This window comes from Streptomyces prasinopilosus (genome assembly GCF_001419695.1).
In the GTDB taxonomy this organism is placed as follows: domain Bacteria; phylum Actinomycetota; class Actinomycetes; order Streptomycetales; family Streptomycetaceae; genus Streptomyces; species Streptomyces prasinopilosus.
On the sequence record NZ_LIRG01000387.1, the window covers coordinates 1 to 4,400 of the forward strand.

Annotated in this window: 7 protein-coding genes; 6 read left to right on the plus strand and 1 reads right to left on the minus strand. The window is 74.1% G+C overall.

What is annotated here, in order from left to right; translation table 11 throughout:
* The 3 genes from AOK18_RS17090 to AOK18_RS17100 all read left to right on the plus strand — a co-directional run.
* Nucleotides 1-209 (plus strand): SIP domain-containing protein (locus tag AOK18_RS17090; protein ID WP_167738699.1); only part of this gene is annotated, 209 nt, incomplete at its 5' end.
* A 140-nt stretch (nucleotides 210-349) separates the two neighbouring features.
* Nucleotides 350-646, plus strand: a complete 297-nt coding sequence (locus tag AOK18_RS17095; RefSeq protein ID WP_055572735.1) for a type II toxin-antitoxin system VapB family antitoxin — start codon at nucleotides 350-352, stop codon at nucleotides 644-646.
* 271 nt (nucleotides 647-917) lie between these two features.
* A complete protein-coding gene (locus AOK18_RS17100) occupies nucleotides 918-1,538 on the plus strand; it encodes a LytR C-terminal domain-containing protein (RefSeq protein WP_055694945.1) in 621 nt (206 codons plus the stop codon).
* 194 nt (nucleotides 1,539-1,732) lie between these two features.
* Here the strand turns inward: AOK18_RS17100 and upp are convergent, their stop codons facing one another.
* Nucleotides 1,733-2,368 carry a uracil phosphoribosyltransferase gene (gene upp / locus AOK18_RS17105; RefSeq protein WP_055572737.1) on the minus strand — a complete coding sequence of 212 codons (636 nt, stop codon included), beginning with the start codon at nucleotides 2,366-2,368 and terminating at the stop codon, nucleotides 1,733-1,735.
* A 138-nt stretch (nucleotides 2,369-2,506) separates the two neighbouring features.
* Between upp and AOK18_RS17110 the strand changes: the two genes are divergently transcribed.
* The 3 genes from AOK18_RS17110 to tadA all read left to right on the plus strand — a co-directional run bounded on the left by AOK18_RS17110 (nucleotide 2,507) and on the right by tadA (nucleotide 4,255).
* Nucleotides 2,507-2,785, plus strand: a complete 279-nt coding sequence (locus AOK18_RS17110) for a hypothetical protein (protein WP_139058394.1) — start codon at nucleotides 2,507-2,509, stop codon at nucleotides 2,783-2,785.
* Nucleotides 2,786-3,161: 376 nt separating this feature from the next.
* Nucleotides 3,162-3,704, plus strand: coding sequence for a tRNA adenosine deaminase-associated protein (locus tag AOK18_RS17115; protein WP_055572739.1), 543 nt, complete (start codon nucleotides 3,162-3,164; stop codon nucleotides 3,702-3,704).
* A 119-nt stretch (nucleotides 3,705-3,823) separates the two neighbouring features.
* A complete protein-coding gene (gene tadA / locus AOK18_RS17120; protein WP_079105051.1) occupies nucleotides 3,824-4,255 on the plus strand; it encodes a tRNA adenosine(34) deaminase TadA in 432 nt (143 codons plus the stop codon).
* The last annotated feature ends 145 nt before the right edge of the window (nucleotides 4,256-4,400 follow it).

The following is a 4,400-nucleotide window of genomic DNA, read 5'->3' on the forward strand; positions in this document are numbered from 1 at the left end:
TTCGACGAGGTGGGCGCCGGGACTCCGGCGCCCACCTCGTCGAACGGGTCCGGGCCGACCTGCCCGGTCTGCTGCGGGCCCACCCCGACCCGTACGTCTGGGTCGCCTGCGACACCGCGACCACCCGGACCCTGTCGGCGTTCCTGCGCAAGGAACTGGGCGTGCCCAAGCAGCGGATGCACGCCCTGGGGTACTGGCGCACGGGCTGACCCGCGGACCCGCCGGTCACCGGGAGCCGGACACCGCCCTCCCCCTCCTTCCGTTTCGTCCCGCTCCCGCACGCTTTTTCCCGTGTCGTACTCCACCGCCATGGCTGCGCCCGGAACGTCTGGGCCGGTAGGCTTTCCGTGTGATCTTCAAGCGCATCGGAAACGGCCGGCCGTACCCCGACCACGGCCGGGAAAGCACCCGGTCGTGGGCGGACGTCGCGCCGCGCCCGGTCCGCCTCGATCAGCTCGTCACGACGAAGCAGCAACTCGACCTCGAGACCCTCCTCGCCGAGGACTCGACCTTCTACGGCGACCTCTTCGCGCACGTCGTGAAGTGGCAGGGCGACCTGTACCTGGAGGACGGGCTGCACCGCGCGGTGCGGGCGGCACTCCAGCAGCGTCAGGTGCTGCACGCCCGCGTCCTCGACCTGGGCTGACCCTCCCCGGCCCGGACCGGAGACCGCCGGGCGGCTCCGGCCCGCGCCGACCCGCGCGCGGACGGCACCCGTCGGCCGCGCGGACGCCACCACCCCGTACGCGGCGTGCCCGGGTGCGCCCTCGAGGCTCCCCCGTCCCGCCGTACGCGCCTCCTCCGGCACCGGGTTTGACCCTTTCGGGTTGGACTGCGCGCTATCGAATGATCATCTGGTAGGCAGAGCCGCCGGAGCGCACTACGCTGCGCCCATGAGCATGCTGACTCCTCCCGGCATGGGCGGCCAGTACCAGATCCGGGGTGACAAGTACCCGCGGATGCGCCGCCCCCGACGCCGCGGCAAGCTCGTCGTCCTGGCCCTCACCTCCGTCGCGGCGCTCGGCGTGGCCGGCTGGGGCACCCTGCAGCTCTTCGACGTCTTCACCGGCGGCGGCAACCCCGCCTCCGCGGTCGGCGTCACGACGGGCTGTGTCACCGAGACCACCCCCTCGCCCCGTCCGAGCCCCGCTGCCGCGCTCCCCGCGCCCGGCCGGATCACGGTCAACGTCCTCAACGCCACGACCGAGCCGGGTCTGGCCAAGAAGACCGCGGACGAACTGAAGAAGCGCGGCTTCAAGATCGGCGACGTCGGCAACGCGGCCGAGGAGTACGACAAGAAGGTCAAGGGCACCGGAGTGCTCCTCGGCCCCGCGTCCGCCCTCAAGACCTCGCTGCCGGTGCTCGGCACCCAGCTCGCCGACGCCGAACGCCGCACCGAGGCCTCCCGCAAGGGCACCGAGATCGACCTGATCATCGGCGACGCCTTCACCCGGCTGACGGCCCGGGCGGACGCCGACCGGGCCCTGGCCGCGCTGAACGAACCCGCGCCCGCCCCCACCGTGAAGAAGAGCTGCTGACACCGGAGGCGAAGCGGCCCGCAGGAGCCGGGAGCGGAAGCGGCGACGGCCGTTCCCGGGCCCTGTCCTCGGGCCCGGGAACGGCCGCCTCCTGGGATCACCCCGCGGTCGCCCCGGGGCAGTCCCGCGGTCGCCCCGCGGACGGGCGGTCCGCGCCGCCGTCCCCCGCGTGACGCCCACCCGCGGCGGACGGCCTACTCGGCCGCCCCGTACATCCGGTCCCCCGCGTCCCCGAGACCCGGCACGATGTAGCCCTGCTCGTTGAGGCGCTCGTCGACCGACGCCGTCACGACGGTCACCGGGGTGCCGGCCAGCTCGCGCTCCATCACCTCGACGCCCTCGGGGGCGGCCAGCAGCACCACCGCGGTCACGTCGTCCGCGCCCCGCTTGATCAGCTCCTGGATCGCGGCGACCAGCGTGCCGCCGGTGGCGAGCATCGGGTCCAGCACGTACACCTGACGTCCGGAGAGGTCCTCGGGCATCCGGGTGGTGTACGTCGAGGCCTGCAGCGTCTCCTCGTTGCGGATCATGCCGAGGAAGCCCACCTCGGCGGTCGGCAGCAGCCGGACCATGCCGTCCAGCATGCCGAGACCGGCCCGCAGGATCGGCACCACCAGCGGGCGCGGGTGGGAGAGCTTGACGCCCGTGGTCCGCTCCACCGGCGTTCGGATGTCGACCTGTTCGGTGCGCACGTCGCGCGTGGCCTCGTAGGCGAGGAGGGTGACCAGCTCGTCGGCGAGACGGCGGAAGGTCGCGGAGTCGGTGCGCTGGTCGCGCAGCGTGGTGAGCTTGTGTGCGACCAGGGGGTGGTCGACGACGTGGAGACGCATGTCCCCACATTAACCGGGCAGGACCGGGCCCGGTTCACCCGCACACGGCAGGCACCGCCGTCCGCCCCCGCCTCCTTCGCTGGCGTCAAACCGTCCGTCCGGGGGAAGGTGGGAGGGACGGACTGGGGTGGTGAAACAATGCCTGAGCGCAATTCCCGAGACAAGCCGTCGACACGCGAGGCCTCCCGGGGCCTGCCCGGCGCACCGGGCGGGCCGGAGGTCTCCGGGGTGTCCGGGCTGCCCGGCATGACCGGACCGCCCGGCGCGGACGAGACGGACGCCGAGCGGCGGCGGCGGCGCGCCCGGTTCCTGCGCGAACTCGCCGAGGCCCGGGCGCTGCGCGACCGGGTCCAGCCGCGCCGCGCCAAGGCGGCCCGGCTGCGGCACGCGATGCGCATGCGGACCTTCCGCTGGTAGGAGGCCCACGGCCGCGGGGAGCGGGGACGCCCCCGGGGTGAACGGGAGGTCGCGAACCCCGCGGGAACAGGCCCGGCTGCGGGAAGATCGCGGCCCATGCGGGTGTTTGCCCCGTGGGCGTACGAGCACGGCAGTCCGAGCCGCGTACGATCCGCTGTGGCGGCGGCGAGCGCGTCGGCGGGTCCCGGGCAGCCGCCCGGGGGACACTCGACGGGGCGGGTCACAACTGCCGGACACAGGGAGCCGAAGACGCCCCCTGACGGCCTTGTTTCTGCCACGATTCCGAATGGGCGGGGCTCGTACAGCGCTCCCCGCCCGCACACCTCCGCCGGGGGGACCCCCAACCGGCACGCCTAAGACCAGTGGGAGAGTCACGGTGTACTTCGCCGCACTGCTCGCGCGCACCGAAGACGGGTGGGAAGCGAGCGACACGGAACTCGACGATGTGGAGACCCTGTCGGACCTGGCCGACCTGGCACGGGAGGCCGCCCCCGACGAGGACACGGTGCTCGTGCTGATCGAGCAGGAGGACGGCTGGTTCGGCGTCGTCCGCGTGGACGGCGAGGACGACCCTCGTATCTACGTGTCCGACGCCGCGGCCGCCGCCCGCAGCAGCTACGGCGAGATCCTGCTCACCGACGAGCTGCTCGGCCGGGAGCCCGTGGTCGACGGCCCCGACCTGGACGCCCTCGACCTCGACGGCACGGAGGACGGCGAACCGGACGACGCCGGCGCCGGTGCGGACGGCGCGGCGGACACCGGCTCCGCCGATTCCGTGCCGCACGGCCCGGTCGGCGACGCCCGGGTCCTGGACGACCTGGGCGTGAGCGAGAAGGACCTGCGTTCGCTGTCCGGGGACGCCCTCGGAGCGATCGCCGAGGTCCTGGGCGCCGCCGAGGTCCTGGAGACCGTCCGCTGACCGGGCCCACCCCGCCCGAGCCCGTGCGCGGTCCGGCGCCGCGGCCCGTGCCCGACCCGGCGCGCGAGCCGGCTCCGGACCCGGTGCCCGACCCGGTGCGCGCTCCCTGGCGGGCCGCGATGCGGCTCGCCCTGGACGAGGCCGAACGGGCCGCCCGGAACGGGGACGTGCCCGTCGGCGCGATCGTCCTGGCGCCGGACGGCAGCACCGTGCTGGCCTCCGGGCACAACGAACGCGAGGCCGCCCACGACCCCACCGCACACGCGGAACTGCTCGCCCTGCGGCGGGCCGCCGCGGCACTGGGGCAGTGGCGGCTCGCCGACTGCACCCTCGTGGTCACGCTGGAGCCCTGCACCATGTGCGCGGGCGCGATCCAGCAGTCCCGGATCGACCGGCTCGTCTACGGCGCCCGGGACGAGAAGGCGGGCGCGGCCGGCTCCCTCTGGGACGTCGTCCGCGACCAGCGGCTCAACCACCGGCCCGAAGTCGTCGAAGGAGTGCTCGCCGAGGAGTGCGCCCGGCTGCTCACCGCGTTCTTCCGGGACCGCTGACGGCGGACCGCCCCGCCCGCACACCGATTTCGAACCATCGCGCCGCGTGCTGTAAGGTCTCTCCCGGTAGCGTGTCCGAGCGGCCGAAGGAGCTCGCCTCGAAAGCGAGTGTGGCGCAAGTCACCGAGGGTTCAAATCCCTCCGC